At 75.1% G+C, this 13,009-nt stretch carries 17 protein-coding genes; 5 read left to right on the top strand and 12 right to left on the bottom strand.

From position 1 onward, the window contains the following. The first annotated feature begins 78 nt into the window (after nucleotides 1-78). Nucleotides 79-684, top strand: a complete 606-nt coding sequence (locus VKK44_RS15635) for a class I SAM-dependent methyltransferase (protein WP_343441821.1) — start codon at nucleotides 79-81, stop codon at nucleotides 682-684. A gap of 394 nt (nucleotides 685-1,078) precedes the next feature. Here VKK44_RS15635 and VKK44_RS15630 read toward each other — a convergent pair whose 3' ends face one another. After that, nucleotides 1,079-1,345: a helix-turn-helix domain-containing protein gene (locus VKK44_RS15630; RefSeq protein ID WP_343441820.1), complete on the bottom strand. Its 267-nt coding sequence runs from the start codon at nucleotides 1,343-1,345 to the stop codon at nucleotides 1,079-1,081. 75 nt (nucleotides 1,346-1,420) lie between these two features. On the opposite strand from VKK44_RS15630, the gene map reads away from it, so the two are divergent. Further along, nucleotides 1,421-2,239: a type I methionyl aminopeptidase gene (map, locus tag VKK44_RS15625; RefSeq protein ID WP_343441819.1), complete on the top strand. Its 819-nt coding sequence runs from the start codon at nucleotides 1,421-1,423 to the stop codon at nucleotides 2,237-2,239. On the opposite strand, the gene VKK44_RS15620 is transcribed toward map, so the two are convergent. Beyond that, the gene (locus VKK44_RS15620) at nucleotides 2,172-3,437 is read right to left on the bottom strand and encodes an MFS transporter (protein WP_343441818.1); all 1,266 of its coding nucleotides are present in this window, start codon (nucleotides 3,435-3,437) and stop codon (nucleotides 2,172-2,174) included. The genes map and VKK44_RS15620 overlap by 68 nt on opposite strands. A gap of 91 nt (nucleotides 3,438-3,528) precedes the next feature. Here VKK44_RS15620 and VKK44_RS15615 point away from each other — a divergent pair, with 91 nt between their 5' ends. After that, nucleotides 3,529-4,479: a LysR family transcriptional regulator gene (locus tag VKK44_RS15615; protein WP_343441817.1), complete on the top strand. Its 951-nt coding sequence runs from the start codon at nucleotides 3,529-3,531 to the stop codon at nucleotides 4,477-4,479. Here VKK44_RS15615 and VKK44_RS15610 read toward each other — a convergent pair. Further along, nucleotides 4,454-5,359, bottom strand: a complete 906-nt coding sequence (locus tag VKK44_RS15610; protein ID WP_343441816.1) for an aminoglycoside phosphotransferase family protein — start codon at nucleotides 5,357-5,359, stop codon at nucleotides 4,454-4,456. The genes VKK44_RS15615 and VKK44_RS15610 overlap by 26 nt on opposite strands. Between VKK44_RS15610 and VKK44_RS15605 the strand changes: the two genes are divergently transcribed. Both VKK44_RS15605 and VKK44_RS15600 read left to right on the top strand, forming a co-directional pair. Next, the gene (locus VKK44_RS15605) at nucleotides 5,358-5,507 is read left to right on the top strand and encodes a hypothetical protein (protein WP_343441815.1); all 150 of its coding nucleotides are present in this window, start codon (nucleotides 5,358-5,360) and stop codon (nucleotides 5,505-5,507) included. The two genes, VKK44_RS15610 and VKK44_RS15605, sit on opposite strands and share 2 nt — an antisense overlap. Nucleotides 5,508-5,525: 18 nt before the next feature. Continuing rightward, nucleotides 5,526-6,206, top strand: coding sequence for a hypothetical protein (locus VKK44_RS15600; RefSeq protein WP_343441814.1), 681 nt, complete (start codon nucleotides 5,526-5,528; stop codon nucleotides 6,204-6,206). Nucleotides 6,207-6,226: 20 nt separating this feature from the next. Here the strand turns inward: VKK44_RS15600 and VKK44_RS15595 are convergent, their stop codons facing one another. From VKK44_RS15595 to VKK44_RS15555, 9 genes are all read right to left on the bottom strand, one after another. Then, nucleotides 6,227-7,318: a winged helix DNA-binding domain-containing protein gene (locus VKK44_RS15595; protein ID WP_343441813.1), complete on the bottom strand. Its 1,092-nt coding sequence runs from the start codon at nucleotides 7,316-7,318 to the stop codon at nucleotides 6,227-6,229. Between the two features lie 78 nt (nucleotides 7,319-7,396). After that, nucleotides 7,397-7,627, bottom strand: coding sequence for a hypothetical protein (locus VKK44_RS15590; protein WP_343441812.1), 231 nt, complete (start codon nucleotides 7,625-7,627; stop codon nucleotides 7,397-7,399). Between the two features lie 81 nt (nucleotides 7,628-7,708). Then, the gene (locus VKK44_RS15585) at nucleotides 7,709-8,077 is read right to left on the bottom strand and encodes a nuclear transport factor 2 family protein (RefSeq protein ID WP_343441811.1); all 369 of its coding nucleotides are present in this window, start codon (nucleotides 8,075-8,077) and stop codon (nucleotides 7,709-7,711) included. A gap of 59 nt (nucleotides 8,078-8,136) precedes the next feature. Beyond that, on the bottom strand, nucleotides 8,137-9,816 hold the full coding sequence (locus VKK44_RS15580) for a long-chain-fatty-acid--CoA ligase (protein ID WP_343441810.1): 1,680 nt from the start codon (nucleotides 9,814-9,816) through the stop codon (nucleotides 8,137-8,139). Nucleotides 9,817-9,918: 102 nt separating this feature from the next. Further along, nucleotides 9,919-10,098 (bottom strand): hypothetical protein, encoded by a 180-nt coding sequence (locus VKK44_RS15575; protein ID WP_343441809.1) that lies wholly within the window; start codon nucleotides 10,096-10,098, stop codon nucleotides 9,919-9,921. A 71-nt stretch (nucleotides 10,099-10,169) separates the two neighbouring features. Further along, the gene (locus tag VKK44_RS15570; RefSeq protein ID WP_343441808.1) at nucleotides 10,170-10,880 is read right to left on the bottom strand and encodes a polyamine aminopropyltransferase; all 711 of its coding nucleotides are present in this window, start codon (nucleotides 10,878-10,880) and stop codon (nucleotides 10,170-10,172) included. An 82-nt stretch (nucleotides 10,881-10,962) separates the two neighbouring features. After that, the gene (locus VKK44_RS15565; RefSeq protein ID WP_343441807.1) at nucleotides 10,963-11,571 is read right to left on the bottom strand and encodes a class I SAM-dependent methyltransferase; all 609 of its coding nucleotides are present in this window, start codon (nucleotides 11,569-11,571) and stop codon (nucleotides 10,963-10,965) included. Then, entirely contained in the window at nucleotides 11,510-12,409 is a 900-nt protein-coding gene (locus VKK44_RS15560; RefSeq protein WP_343441806.1) for a sulfite exporter TauE/SafE family protein, read from the bottom strand. Before VKK44_RS15560 ends, VKK44_RS15565 begins: the two co-directional genes overlap by 62 nt. After that, nucleotides 12,406-12,993, bottom strand: a complete 588-nt coding sequence (locus VKK44_RS15555) for a rhodanese-like domain-containing protein (protein ID WP_343441805.1) — start codon at nucleotides 12,991-12,993, stop codon at nucleotides 12,406-12,408. Before VKK44_RS15555 ends, VKK44_RS15560 begins: the two co-directional genes overlap by 4 nt. Nucleotides 12,994-13,009 lie beyond the last annotated feature (16 nt).

The raw sequence follows: 13,009 nt of genomic DNA, 5'->3' as shown, positions 1-13,009 counted from the left end.
GCACCATCTCCTCCTGGCGTCGACCGGGCCACGCCGGGCCGGGAGCCGTCCCGACGTGGCCGGCCGTAGGGTCGGCGCATGACGACGGAACAGGTCCGCCGGGCGTACGCGTCCGTCGTGGACCGCTACATCGCGCTGTTCGGCACGAGCCGGCAGGTGCACGCCGACGACCTCGCGTTCATCCGGCGACACCTGACCGACCGGCCCGGCCCGGTGCTCGACCTGGGCTGCGGGCCCGGCCACCTCACGGACTTCCTCCGCGCCCACGGCGCCGACGCGACCGGCCTCGACATCGTCGGCGAGTTCATCGCCCACGCGCGGGCCACCTATCCGACCGGTCGCTACCTGCGCGGGTCGTTGGCGGATCTCCCGGTCGCCGACCACCGCGTCGCCGGCATCCTGGCCTGGGGCTCGATCATCCACCTGCCGCCCGGGCAGCTCGACGGTGCGCTCGCCGAGTTCCGGCGGGTGACCGCGCCGGGCGCGACGGTGGTGCTCGGGATCTTCGTCGGTGACGAGGTCGCCGCGTTCGACCACAAGGTGCTCACCGCCTACCGGTGGCCCGTCGACGTGTTCGCCGAGCGGCTGGCCCGAGCCGGCTTCGCCGAGGTGGAGCGTCTGCACCGGCCCGGCGACGCCACCCGCCGGCCGCACGCCGCCGTCGCGGCGGTCGCCGCCGGGTGAGCCGCCGGCCCTGACCGATGCGTGTGGCCCGCCGTCAGGACGCCTGGTCGCCGTTTCGGAGCGCCGCCGCCGTCGTCGGCCGCCGACGGTCCAGGAGCGGGCGGTCGCGGCACGGCAGGCCATGCGCGCGCTCCGCCGCGCTCCGCCGCGCTCCGCCGCGCTCCGCCGCGCTCCGCCGCGCTCCGCCGCGCTCCGCCGCGCTCCGCCGCGCTCCGCCGCGCTTCGCCGCGGCCCGGTCGCGACGTCTTCGAGCGGGGCCGGGGCGTGCCCGACCGGCACTCGGCAGCCATCGTGGAGAACGCCGTCTACGGCGACGCCGCGAGCTTCGACTCGGGTGGCGGGGGCGGCGACGACTGACCGGCGTGGATGAACCGTTGCTGGCGCGGGTGGGTGATCAGGAGGCCTGGCGGACGGGCATGTCGGCGAGCCAGGTGTCGGCCAGCTCGGCGAGGGGGACGTCGAGGGCCTGGCTGAGGCAGACCACGGTGCCGAACGCCGGAGCGGGCAGGCGACCCGCCTCGATCTTGCGGAGCGTCTCCGGGGAGATGCCGGCCGCCAGGGCCACCTCGACGAGACTGCGGCCGGCTCGCGCGGATCGCAGGGCGACGCCGAGGCGTCGGCCCGCGGCGATCTGTTCGGCGGTGAGTGGCTGGCGAACCATGGCAGCAGGATATCCCGTCGGGACGCCCCGGGCGGGCGTGGTATAAAAATACCGGACCGGGAGAGGGAGGGTGTCGTGATCGAGCTCAAGTCCGCCGAGGAGATCGGCCGGATGGCGGTGACCGGCCAGTTCGTCGGCGAGTTGCTCGCCGAGCTGAAGGGCGTGGCCGCGGTCGGCGTCAACCTGATGGACATCGAGCACCACGCCCGCCGCCGGATCGCCGAGCGCGGCGCCGAGTCCTGCTACTGGGACTACGCCCCGTCGTTCGGCCGTGGCCCGTTCCGCAACGTGCTGTGCCTGTCGGTCAACGACGCGGTGCTGCACGGCCTGCCGCACGACTACGTCCTGCGCGACGGCGACCTGCTCAGCATCGACATGGCGGTCGGCATCGACGGCTGGGTCGCCGACTCCGCGCTCTCGTTCGTCGTCGGCACCCCCGACCCGGCCGACCTGAAGCTGATCGAGGCCACCGAGGTCGCGCTGGAGGCCGGCATCGCCGCCGCCCGGCCCGGCGGTCGCCTCGGCGACGTCTCCGCCGCGATCGGCGAGGTCGCCCACGCCTACGGTTACGGCGTCAACGGCGAGTTCGGCGGCCACGGCATCGGCCGCACCATGCACGAGGCCCCGCACGTGGCCAACAGCGGACGTGCCCGCCGCGGCATGAAGCTCACCCCCGGACTCGCCATCGCCATCGAGCCCTGGCTCTGCCGCACCACCGACAAGATCAGGGTCGACGACGACGGCTGGACGATCCGCTCCGCCGACGGTTCCCGCACCGCCCACTCCGAACACACCGTCGCCGTCACCGAGTCCGGCCCGCAGGTCCTCACCCGCCGTCCCACCGACGCCGCCACCCCGGGCGACCCCACCCGGAAGCCCGCCGCCGCCTCCTGAGCCGGGCCCGGACGGAGATCCCGCCCGGCAGCAGCAGCGGGGTGCCGAGCAGCAGGACGCCGGAGACGGTGATCGCGGTGAGCGGGCCGGTGAGCGTGGCGAGACCTCCCCAGACCGCCGTCAACGTGGCAGACGTGAGCCGGCTGCCGACGCTCCACGCGCTGAGCACCCGGGCGGCGTGGTCCGTGGGGGTCCGCCGCAGCCGTTCGGTGGCGTAGATCGGGTTGAACACGCCCATCGCCATGATCAGCAGGCCCTCGACCACGATCACGGTGACGAGCCCGCCGATGCCGGGTCGGGTGAACGCCAGCCCGAGCGGGAAGACCGACCGCAGCCAACCGCTGACGGCCAGCACCCGCTGCCCGCCGTACCGCCGTACCAGGCGGGCGGAGAGGCGCGCACCCACGAAGCCGCCCAGCGCCGGCACGCCGAACGCGAGACCGTACTGCCAGGCCGGGACGGCGTACTCGCCGAGCAGGAGCACGGCCAGCAACGGGACGGTGGCCGTGATCAGACCGCCGACCAGCACCGAGTTGAGGAACAGCCGCCGCAGGATCCGGTCGTGGCGGATGACCCGCCACCCGCCGAGCAGATCCGCGCCGCGTGCCGCCGCGACCGGGGCCGCCACCACCTCACCGCCCCGGATGCGCCGGACCGCGAGCGCCGACAACAGGTAGCTCAACGCGTCGGCGGCGACGGTGACGACCGGGCCGAGCAACCCGACCAGCGCGCCGCCCAGCGGTGGGCCGGCCGCCGTCGCCACCCAGCCCGTGCCCTCCAACCGCCCGTTCGCGACCAGCAGCCGGTCGGCGGGCACGAGCTGCTTCAGGTACGCGCCGGACGCGGCCGTGAACGCGATCCCCGCGCTCCCGCAGACCACCGCGACGACCAGCAGGTGCCCGAAGGTCAACACCCCGAGGCCGTGCGCGACCGGCACGCTCGTCATCGCGGCGAACCGGACCAGATCCGTCCCGATCATCACCCGGCGCTTCGGCCGGTGCTCCACCCACGGCCCGAGCGGCAGCGCCACCACCGCCGCCACCGCGAGACCCGCGGCCTCCAGCAACGACACCGCGAACGGGGACGCGTCCAGCTCCCGCACCGCGAGCAACGGGAACGCGCCGAACGCGAGCCACGTGCCGTACGTGCTGACCGCGTACGCCGACCACAGCCGGTTGAAGTCCTGATCCCGTGCCACCGCCGCATCAGACCGGCCGCCGGCCCGCGTGATCAAACAACCGCCCTCCGGCGAGCCACAACCACCGGTTGGACGACCATAGGCTGAGCCGGTGGACACCGAGGCAGTGCGATCGTTCGTCCGGGCGGCCGACGTCGGGCAGTTGCAGCACGCCGCCGACGAGCTGGGCGTCACCCAGCAGGCCGTCTCCAAACGGGTCGCCGCGCTGGAACGCGAGCTGGCGGTCCGCCTGTTCACCCGTACCGCCCGCGGCGTCGACCTGACCCTCGACGGCCGGGCGTTCCTCCCGCACGCCCGCGGCATCGTGGCGAACGCCGACCGGGCCGTCGCCGCGCTGCGGCCCGGCTCCCGGGCCGTCCGCGTCGACGTGCTCGGCCTGCGCAGCGCGCAGGCCGTCGTCCTGCACGACTACTGGCGCACACATCCCGGCACCCGCCTGGACGTGGTCACGGTCCGGGTCGACGACCCGCACCGGGTGGCCGCCGCCGTCCAGGCCGGCGACCTCGACGCCGCGTTCCGCACCGTCACCGACCCGGCCACGCTGCCGGCCGGCGTCCGGATGGTCCACGCGTTCGACTCGCCGCTGGAACTGCTCGTCGGTCCCCGGCACCCGCTCGCCGCCGCCCGTACCCTGACCCCGGCCCACCTGCGTGGGCTCCGCATCTGGGTGCCCGGCATCGTGCCGCACAGCGAATGGTCGGAGTTCTACGACCAGCTCGCCACCGCCTTCGACCTCCGCATCGACGCGGCCGGCCCGAACTTCGGCAACGAGGTGCTCCTCGACACGCTTGCCGACACCGCCGACGTGGCCACCCTGGTCGGCGCGCGCGACCGCTACCTGTGGCCGGCCGGCCACGACCTGCGCCGCATCCCGATCCGGAACCCGACGCTCGCGTACCCGATCTCGCTGATGCTGCCCACGACGAACCCGCACCCGGGTCTGCGGGGGATCGTCGACCACCTCGCGGCCCTGACGCCGCCGCCCGACCCGGTGTGGCGACCATCCTGGGCCCGGGTCACCCCGGCGGCGGGCCGGCCGTGATCCGCTCCAACGTGCGCCGGCCGAGGCGGCTCATCACCGGGTTGGACTCCCGGTAGTACCAGACCAGGCCCATCGCCTGCGCGAACGCCCAGGCCCGACCACGTTCCCAGGCCAGGTCGTCGCAGCCGAGCCGCGCACGCAACGCCGAGCGGGGCCCGGCTTCCAGCAGGTGCCAGCCGCCGACGAGGTCGAGCGCGGGATCGGCCGGGCCCAACCCACCCACGTCGAGGACCCCGGCCAGCCGGCCGTCGCGGACGAGCACGTTTCCCGGGATCAGGTCGGTGTGGCTCATCCGGTCCGGCTCCCCACCCCGGGGCAGCTCCCGCATCGCCGCCCAGAACCGGCGCAGCAGCGGCACGTCCAGCAGCGCCTCGCTGTGGCGCAGGCAGGTCTCCATCCACTCGTCGTGGGCGGGCAGGACGCCGCCGCGGCCCGGACCGCCGAACGTGCGTCCGCCGGTGTCGATGGCCCACACGCCGGTGACGAACTCGGCGAGGTCATCGGCGAAGGCGTACGAGTCGCCCGGATCGTCGACGGTCGCCACCACGCCGGGCAGCCAGGTCTGCACCGACCACGGCAGCGGATAGCCGGCGCCCGGTTCGCCGAGCGCGACCGGCTCCGGGGTGGGGAACCGGGTGCGCCCCAGCAACTCGCGGGCCGCGTCCGCCTCGCGTGCCAGCCAGCGTCGCGCCGCCTCCGGCTCCTGCCGTTGCCGAGGGAACCGGGCGGTCAACCGGTCGCCCAGCCGGAAGATGGTGTTGACCGTGCCCTCCGACGGCAGGTGCCGGACCGGCAGCCGCCGCCACGCGGGGAACTGCGCGTCCACCAGGGCGCGGACCGTCTCCGGCGTGACCGTGAGTTCTCCCTCGTGCATCGGCATGCCCGGCAGCCTGGATGACCCGGCGCGCGCCCGCAACCGGTTACCCCGCGGCGCATGGACGCCCGTCGCCGGGTTCACCGTCGAGGCCGAGCTGACGCACCAGCCGGCCCCGGGTGTCGAGGGCGGGTTCGTCTTCGCCCACCGGTGACGGCGGTACCGTGCCGGAGTGACTGCCGCACCGGCGACGTCGTCCGCCGTCACGTCCACGCTCGACTACTACCTGCTGTGCCCGGCCGGTGCGCCGGACCCGCCACTCGGGCTGCTGGTCGAGGAGTTCGTGCTGGCCGACGACCTCTCGGCGACGCGCCTGCGTACCGCCGGCTGGACACCGGCGGACGGCGGCTGGTGGAGTTCCGCCGCGTTCGCCCGCGCGGTCCGCGCGGACCCCGACGTCCGCGCCCGGCTGCGGGCGGTCACCCGCGTCGGCGCCGAGGAGGCGTACCTGCGGTCGGGCGGCGGGGCGCTGCCGGGCGAGGACATGCTGCGCGGGCACTTCCGGGACGACGTGCCGCTGGCGACCGCGGCACCGCTGCGGCTCGGCGGCGGACCGCCCGTGTGGCGGGTGCTGTTCGCCGGTGGACTCGACACCGGGCGCCTGGCCGGCCTCCGGACTGCCCTGCGGCTGGACGCCGGCACGGGCCCCGGGGTCGTCGGCACCGGGCGGCTGCGCGTCGGCGACACCACCTTCCACTGGGACCTGCGCCGCGTCGGCGGCGGGGTGGCATGGTGCCTGGACGTGACCGCCGAGCCGGCGCACCGGGGCGCGCTGCGTCCGCTGCTGCGCCGGCTCACCGACGTCGTACGCCGGCACGGCCTGGTGCCCGCCACGATCGAGTGCTTCGCCTGACGACGTACGCCCTGCTCCGGTCAGTCGGCGAACTCGACCCCGGCGAGCGCGGCCGAGCGGTGCGCGGCGAGGCGTTCGGCCTGTTCGACGACCGCCCGGCGGCGGCTGTCGGGGAGCTTCTGCCACGGCTGCACGGCGACTGTCAGTTTCGCGCCGGACTTGCGGGGGCGCCACGTGCCGACCAGGTCACCGTCGACCAGGACCGCGCCGGGGCGGCCCAGCACCGGCCACAACTCCCTGGCCCGGGCCGGGTCCGGCACCAGCGTCGCCCGGTCCTTCGCCTGGAGGAACAGGTCGTACGGGCCGAGCAGCCGGGTCACCGCGCTCCCGGTCGACGCCGGCATCGTCTCGTCCCCGGCCAGGAGCCAGCGCGTCTCGCCGTCGACCGGCACCTCGACGGCGTCCTGCGGCCAGCGTGCCCGCACGTCCCGGACCGGGGCGTCGAGGTAGTCGGCCACGTGCTTCGGCGTGGCCGGGCCGAGCAGCCGGAGGTAGGCGCGGATCAGGTCGAACCGGTCACCGGCGGTGGCCGCCCGCCGGAACGCCGGGATGCGGCGCAGCACCGGTGGCGACGTGCCGGGCGTCAGCTCCAGCCCGGCCCGCACGGCGGCCAGGCGGAACGGCATCTCGAAGAGGTGGGTGGCCTGGCACGGCCGGCAGAACCGCAGGTAGGGCTCGGGCAGCAACTCGGCGAGGCGGCCCGAGACGTCGCCCTTGACCGTCGGCTCGGTGACGATCGCGCGCATCCGCCCGGCCACCTCGTCGAGCGCGGCGACGATGCCGATGCCGGCCGCCCGCAACGGCTTGGCGGCGTCGTAGATGCGCTTGCCGGCGTCGGCGTCGGAGAACGGCTCGACCGCGGCGGCCACCCGCCCGACGTCGGCGCGGCGGTAGAGGTGGGGCGCACCGCGCACGGTCCACAGCAGGACCAGGTCGTCGTCGGAGAGCGCCGACCCGTCGACCCCGCGCAGGGCCAGTGCCCACCGGGCGCCGTCCGGGCCGGTGTCCTGCACGCCGAGGTCGAGCACGGCGGTGTCGGCGGGTGTGCCCTCGGCGCGGTCGAGCTGCTGGGCCCGTACGCGGAAGCTCATCACCTGACGCCGGTCGACCATTCCCTCAGCCTAGGCGCCGGCACCGACACCGGGCGCGGGACGCGGCCGACCGACCCGCCCGGCCGGTGGGCGGCCGGGTCAGTGCGCGCGCTGGCCGGTGACCGGCGCGGCGGTCGCGGTGTCGCGGGGACCGCCCGAACGCTTGAGCGCGAACACCCCGCCGCCGACGAGCACGGCGCTGAGCACGATCCCGACCAGATTGCCGTCGGCGAGACTGCCGAGCGCCATGAGCAGACCGATGATCACCGACACCCCGCCGACGAGCCGCAGGAGGTAACGCCCGACCGCCTTGCCCCGTGAATCCATCATGGACCGTCGGCTACCCGCGGGGTCCACGCGCCAAACGGCTCGTCGTCAGGTCTTCCCGAAGTGACATCGGTGACGGGCGGGTCAGGGCCGCGCGCGGATCTCCATCTCGGCCACCAGGCCGTCGACGAGACGGTAGACGTGCGTGACGGTGTGGTCCGCCAGCTCGACGCCGGCCCGGTCCCGCACCACCTGACGCACCGACACGGCGACGCGGCCGTCGGGTTCCACGACGAACGCGGTCGGCGTCACCGACGGGTCGAGTTCGGCCCACTGCCGCCGCCAGTAGTCGCCCACCTCGGCCCGGCCCCGGAGGACACCACCCTCCCAACCGTTGGGCCAGGAGACGTCCGGGGTCATGGACGCCAGCAGGGTCGGCACGTCGCGCTCGTTGAACGCCGCGTAGAGCGCCGTGAGCCGGCTCTGTGCCGCGTCGGGTCCGGAAGCCGTCATCCCCCGAGTGTGGCCCGCCCGGACCGGTCGCGGTGGACGACTTCGCGCTGGGCAGAACGTCAGCCGTCGGCGAGGAGCCGGTCGCGGACCTCGCGGCGCAGCACCTTGCCGATCTGCGAGCGGGGCAGGTCGTCGACCACCACGATCCGGCGGGGCACCTTGTAGCCGGCCAGGTGAGCGCGGCAGGCCGCGCGGATCGCCTCCGGCGTGCCGGCCACCGCGGCGTCGAGCACCACCGCCGCGACGACCTCCTCGCCGTCGGCGGTGGGCATACCCACGGCGGCGGCCTCGCGGACGCCGGGGACGCGGCGCAGCGCGTCCTCCACCTCGGACGGGTAGACGTTGAAGCCGCCGGTGATGATGAGTTCCTTGATCCGGTCGACCACGGTCACGAAGCCGTCGGCGTCCATGGTGACGATGTCGCCGGTGCGCAGCCAACCGCCGGGCAGCAGCACCTTCGCCGTCTCCTCGGGCCGGTTCCAGTAGCCGGAGAACACCTGCGGTCCGCGTACCAGCAGCTCACCGGCCTCGCCCGCGGCCCGGTCGCGGCCCGGGTCCTCGGGGTCGACGATGCGCACGTCGGTGGACGGGAACGGCACCCCGACCGTGCCGGGCCGGCGGGTCGACGCGACCGGGTTGCCCAGCGTGATCGGGGACGTCTCGGTCATGCCGTACCCCTCGACCAGCAGCCCGCCGGTCACCGACTCCCACAGCTCCACGGTGGCCGGCGGCAACGCCATCGCGCCGGAGATGGCGTACCGGATCGAGGTGAGGCCGACGCCGCGCTCGCGGGCGGCGGTGGCCAGCCGCGCGTAGACCGGCGGCACGGCGGGCAGGAACGTCGGCGGGCGGCGGCGGGCGGCGTCGAGCACCTGGTCGGCGTCGAAGCGGGGGAACAGCACCAGGGTCGCCCCGATGCCGACGGCGAACGTGAGGCAGAGCGTCAGGCCGTAGGCGTGGAACAGCGGCAGCACCGCGTACACGGTCTCCGCGCCGTCACGCAGGCCGGGCACCCAGGCCCGGCCCTGCGCGGCGTTGGCCCGCAGGTTGCGGTGGGTGAGCACGGCGCCCTTGGGCACGCCGGTGGTGCCGCCGGTGTACTGGAGCAGCGCGACGTCGTCGACGCCCGGGCCGGGATGCGTGGCGGGCAACGGTGCGACGGCGGCGACCAGCTCCGCCCAGGCCCGCGCGCCGGGCGCGGGGCCGGTCATGGCCGCGCGGGCGGCGCGGACCTTCGGCAGCGGCAGCCGCAGCGCCCACCGCTTCAGCCGGGGCAGCGCCGCGGTCAGGTCGACCGAGACCACGGTACGCACGGCGCCGCGTCCCGCCACCAGCGGCGCGACCTTGTCCCACACGATCGCGACGCCGGCGCCGTGGTCGGTGAGCTGCCGGTCCAGCTCGTCGGCGGTGTAGAGCGGGTTGTGCTCGACGACCACCGCGCCCAGGCGCAGCACCGCGTAGAACGCGACCACGTGCTGCGGGCAGTTCGGCAGCACCAGCGCCACCCGGTCGCCCGGTCGTACGCCGAGTCGGCGCAGCGCCTCGGCGGCGCGGGCCACCTGCCCGGCGAGTTCGGTGAAGGTGGTGGTGGCGCCGTAGAAGTCGAGCGCCACCCGGGGCCCGAACCGGCCGGCCGCGTCGGTGAGCAGGTCGACCAGCGAGCCGTCCGGTTCGCCGACCTCGGCCGGCACCCCGGGCGCGTAGCTGTGGGTCCAGGGCCGCCCGTCGGTCGCGTCCATCGCCGTCTCTCCTCGCTGCGCGGATGACGGCCCCAGCCTAACGTGACCGGCCGGTAACCTACGCTGGCGTAAGTTGCCGGGTTCGTCACATCGACGCCGGCGTCACCGCCGGCTCGCCGAACGGTGGTGCACCACCCGCCGGGTCTTCACGATCGCGAAGATGACGACCGCGGCCAGCGCGATCACGCCGATGATGATGAGCCAGCGGACCGCCTCCAGCAGCAGCCCGAGCAGGATGAGCACGCCGGCGACCACACCGACCACCCAGAGCAACGCGCGCATGTCGTGCCTCCCGTCTCCTCCGGTCGGCGGCGCTTTCCCGCTTGCCGGTCGGACATGCCGCCGGTGCTCGGTCAGCGCCGGGCCACGTAGACGGTGTTCGCCGCCTCCCGCCCCTGCAACGGGTTCGGGAACCGGACGACGTGCGCCACCGAGGTCGGGAACACCTCGGTCAGCGTGCGCTGGAACGCCGAATCCGGCGGGTCGTTCGACCAGAGCGCGAAGACGCCCTCCGGGTGCAGCAGCGCGGCCAGCCGGCGCAGCCCGTCGACCGTGTAGAACGGCGCGTGGCCGGGATGCAGCACGTGGCGGGGGGAGTGGTCCACGTCGAGCAGCACCGCGTGGAACCGCCGCCCGGGCTCGTCCGGGTCGAAGCCGCCGCCGGCGACCGCGGCGAAGAAATCCGCCCGCACGAAACGGGTACGCGGATCCGCCGCCAGACCGGCGGCGAACGGCAACAGATCCTGCCGGTGCCAGTCGATCACGTCCTCGATCGCCTCGACCACCAGCAGCGAGCGCACCCGAGGGTCGGCCAGCGCGGTACGCGCGGTGTAACCGAGCCCGAGCCCGCCGACCACCACGTCGAGCGTCTCCCCGGCAAGCGGGGCCAGCCCCAGCCGGGCCAGTTCGATCTCCGCGACCGGGAACGCGCTGGACATGAGGTACTCGTCGCCGAGCTTCACCTCGTACACGTCGGCGTCCAGTGCCGGGTCGCGACGCCGGCGCAGGCTGATCTCCCCGATCGGTGTCTCCCGCCAGGCCAGTTCCTCGAAACGCGCGCCCACCCGGTGTCCTCTCCGCCGATCCGTCACCGGATGCTACCGGCCGCTCGTGACCCGGCCGGCGGGAACGACCGGTCCGGCCGCCTCAGCCGGCGGGTCTGGTGGCCACCACCACGGTGTCCAGCGCGTCGACCGTGCCGCCGTCGGTGGTCGGCACCGGCCGGCGGGCCGTCTCGGCGCGCCCGATGCGCAGCCCGGCCAGCCCGTCGACCACCGCCTCCGGGGTGAGCAGCACGCTCGCGTCCTGCGGGCCGCCGGTGCCGCCGTCGAGGTTGGCCAGGTCGTGACCGACCACCACCAGCGTGCCGCCCGGGCGCAGCGCCGACCGCGCCGCCGCGAGCACCCCGGCGAAGTCGGCGGCGGGCAGGTGCAGGTAGCTGATCAGCACCAGGTCGTAGCTGCCCGGCACCGGTCGGTACGCGATCACGTCGGCGACCCGCCAGTCGACGGTGACGCCCCGCGCGGCGGCCAGCTCGCGCCCCCGTTCGACGGCCACGGTCGAGAAGTCGACCGCGTTGACCCGCCAGCCCTGACCGGCCAGCCAGACCGCGTTGCGTCCCTCGCCGGCGGCGACGTCCAGCGCGGAGCCGGGACTCAGCCCGGACACCGACTCGACCACGAAGCGGTTGGGTTCAGCGCTCCACACCAGTCCCGACGCGTTGGCGTACCGCTCGTCCCAGGCGCTGCTGTCCACTGTGTCCCCTCCTCCGGCGGCCCCACACCGCCACCGTGACCGTACCGGCTGCGGCAAGGACGACCAGCCCGAGTGCCGCGACCGGCGGCAACTGCCGGGCCAGCACGAACCCGCCCATCACCACGACGAACCAGCCGAACGACCGACGGAGCACGTGCTCCGGGATCCGGCCGGCGAGCCGGCCACCGAGCAGGCTGCCGACGACGGCGGCGACGGTGACGGCCGCGGCCAGCCCCCAGTCGATCCGCACGCTCGACAGGTAGCCCGCCAGGCCGGCGAACGACTTCATCGCGATCACCACCAGCGACGTGCCCACCGCCACCGGCATCGGCAACCCGCCGAGCAGCGCCAGCGCGGGCACGACCAGGAAGCCGCCGCCGGCGCCGACCAGGCCGGTGACCAGCCCGACAACCACGCCGTCGAGGACCACCCGGGGCGTCGGCAGCTCGCGCGGCGCGGGCCGCCCCTCGACGGGACGCCGGCCCCGGATCATCGCCGCCGCGGTGGCGAGCATCATCAGCGCGAACGCGGTGAGCAGGACGCCCGGCGGGACGAACGCGGCCAGCCGGCCACCGGCGTACGCGCCGGTCATGCCGGCCACGCCGAAGACCAGCCCGGTGCGCCAGCGCACCCGGTGGGCGCGGGCGTGCGGCAGCACGCCGACCGCGCTGGTGGCACCGACGACGAGCAGCGAGGTGGCGATGGCCTCCTTGGCCGGCAGGTCGGCGACGTAGACCAGCAGCGGCACGGCGAGGATCGACCCGCCGCCGCCGAGCAGGCCCAGGCTCACGCCGATCAGCACCGCGCCGGCCAGGGTGAGCACCAGGGCGGCGCTCACGACCGCGGCCCGGCGTCGCGCAACTGGCCGACGACGGTGTCCAGGTCGCAACCGGCGCCCCGGTTGTAGGGCAGCCGGCTCAGCAGCATGCCCATCGCGCAGGTGTTCGAGAGGGCCGCGACGGTGAGGCCGGCGCCGACGGCGCCCGCGACCCACCTCAGGCCCGGCACGAACACCGAGCCGACGACGGCGGCCAGCACGATCGAACCGGCGACCAGGCGGACCTGGCGCTCCAGCTCCCAGCGGCCCCGGCCCCGGTTGACCGGGGCGTTCGTGGCCTGCCAGGCCAGCATGCCGCCGTCGAGGACCCTGAGGTTGGGCAGGCCGACGCCGGCGAGCGCCTGTTCCGCCTGGCTCGCCCGGGCACCGGAGCGACAGATCAGCACCACGTCCTCGTCGAGGTGGGCGCGCAGCTCCGCGCGGTGCTCCCGGAGCAGGTCCAGCGGCACGTTGTAGGCGCCGGCGATGTGCGCGGCCTCGAACTCGCCGGGTGTGCGCACGTCCAGCAGCCGGGGGGCGCGGCCGGCGGCGATCAGCTCGCGCAGCGTGGCCGCGTCGACGGTCGACGGGTCGGTCATGGTCATGTCTCTTCTCCTTCGG

This window comes from Micromonospora sp. DSM 45708, from assembly GCF_039566955.1.
GTDB lineage: Bacteria > Actinomycetota > Actinomycetes > Mycobacteriales > Micromonosporaceae > Micromonospora.
The sequence above is the reverse complement of the archived record's forward strand: the minus strand, read 5'-3'. Positions and strand labels throughout refer to the sequence as shown.

Coding starts and splice junctions, on each gene's coding strand:
- VKK44_RS15605 (WP_343441815.1), top strand. CDS start 5,358: ATGCCCGGCAGCCTGGATGACCCGGCGCGCGCCCGCAACCGGTTACCC.
- VKK44_RS15595 (WP_343441813.1), bottom strand. CDS start 7,318: ATGGTCGACCGGCGTCAGGTGATGAGCTTCCGCGTACGGGCCCAGCAG.
- VKK44_RS15585 (WP_343441811.1), bottom strand. CDS start 8,077: ATGACGGCTTCCGGACCCGACGCGGCACAGAGCCGGCTCACGGCGCTC.
- VKK44_RS15635 (WP_343441821.1), top strand. CDS start 79: ATGACGACGGAACAGGTCCGCCGGGCGTACGCGTCCGTCGTGGACCGC.
- VKK44_RS15575 (WP_343441809.1), bottom strand. CDS start 10,098: ATGCGCGCGTTGCTCTGGGTGGTCGGTGTGGTCGCCGGCGTGCTCATC.
- VKK44_RS15610 (WP_343441816.1), bottom strand. CDS start 5,359: ATGCCGATGCACGAGGGAGAACTCACGGTCACGCCGGAGACGGTCCGC.
- VKK44_RS15630 (WP_343441820.1), bottom strand. CDS start 1,345: ATGGTTCGCCAGCCACTCACCGCCGAACAGATCGCCGCGGGCCGACGC.
- VKK44_RS15590 (WP_343441812.1), bottom strand. CDS start 7,627: ATGATGGATTCACGGGGCAAGGCGGTCGGGCGTTACCTCCTGCGGCTC.
- VKK44_RS15555 (WP_343441805.1), bottom strand. CDS start 12,993: ATGACCATGACCGACCCGTCGACCGTCGACGCGGCCACGCTGCGCGAG.
- VKK44_RS15580 (WP_343441810.1), bottom strand. CDS start 9,816: ATGGACGCGACCGACGGGCGGCCCTGGACCCACAGCTACGCGCCCGGG.